Below are 1,230 nucleotides of genomic sequence, written 5' to 3'. Positions count from 1 at the left end.
CAACTGGGACTGGACAAGCCAGTATGGCAACAGCTCTGGATTTTTGTGCAACAGGTTGTCACCTTCGATTGGGGCAAAAGCTGGACCACGAACGAAGCTATTTCCAACATTTTTGCCACGCGCCTGCCTGCCACTCTGACCATCATGATTCCTATCCTGCTGCTTGAAGTGGGGTTGGCCATTCTTGCGGGTTTAGCGGTCGCCTACGTGCGGGGTAGTCTCACAGACCGCGCCATCATGATCATTACTACCATCGCACTGTCGGTCAGCTTTTTGGTCTACATCATCGTCGGGCAGTATTTGTTTGGCTTTGTGCTGGGCTGGTTCCCGGTGCAAGGCTGGAGCAACAGCACTTGGACAAACTTGATGACTTACGCACCCCTGCCAGTGTTCCTGGCAGTACTGGTCAGTTTGGCACCGCAAACCCGCCTCTACCGAAGTTTTTTTCTCGATGAAATCGGCCAAGACTACGTGCGTACTGCAAGGGCCAAAGGCGTGTCCGAAAACACCATCATGCTCAAACACGTGTTACGCAACGCCATGATTCCGATTCTGACGAATGTATCGGTCAGTCTGCCGGGTGTATTTATTGGCTCATTCCTGATCGAGGTCTTTTTCTCGATACCTGGTCTGGGTCGCGAGATTGTGGTGGCGGTGGGGCGCAGTGACTACCCCGTGATCCAGGCGGTGACGGTTTATCTGGCCATGCTCACCATGGTCATCAACCTGATTACCGATGTTCTTTACAAATTTGTGGACCCAAGGGTGGTGTTGAAATGAGCGATTCGTTATTGCAAGAGCTGCCTAAATCCCCCGGGGTGTGGACGCAGGCTTGGACGCGTCTGAACAATGACCGGGTCGGCATGGTGTCGCTGTTCATCACCTTGGGCTTTGTTATCTTGGTGTTGTTGGCTCTGTTCGGTCTGGTCGCCAAGGATTGGCAAAAGGAAGTGGGCACACCGTTTGCACCCCCGCACTTTGTCGGCAAAATTGTAGATGGCTCTCAAACAGCCGTGGTAGAAACCGTCGCAGGACCGAACGCGGATCTGAGCGACCTAGACCCTCTTGCACCACGCTACCAAGAGTGGAACGAACGGGCGACGAAATACAAGACTGTCACCACCGTGAAGTCCGACACCTTGCCGTTTGGCGGCGATCAGCAAGGGCGTGACGTGCTCAGCAAAGTCATCAAAGGGGCGCAGGTATCCATTACGGTCGGGCTGGCAGCGG

General features: G+C 54.1%; 1 protein-coding gene and 1 pseudogene. Both read left to right on the top strand.

Annotated features, from left to right (window positions below):
* The coding region (locus AC097P_RS24270) for an ABC transporter permease (protein ID WP_479612982.1) at positions 1 to 780 on the top strand (780 nt) is incomplete at its 5' end.
* Positions 777 to 1,230 (top strand): annotated as a pseudogene (locus tag AC097P_RS24265) (ABC transporter permease); the annotation flags it as partial. The gene AC097P_RS24270 and the pseudogene AC097P_RS24265, both read left to right, overlap by 4 nt.

The organism is Rhodoferax sp. ZS1R8, from assembly GCF_056521325.1.
Note: the sequence above shows the minus strand (reverse complement) of the source record. Positions and strands in the feature narration are given on the sequence as shown.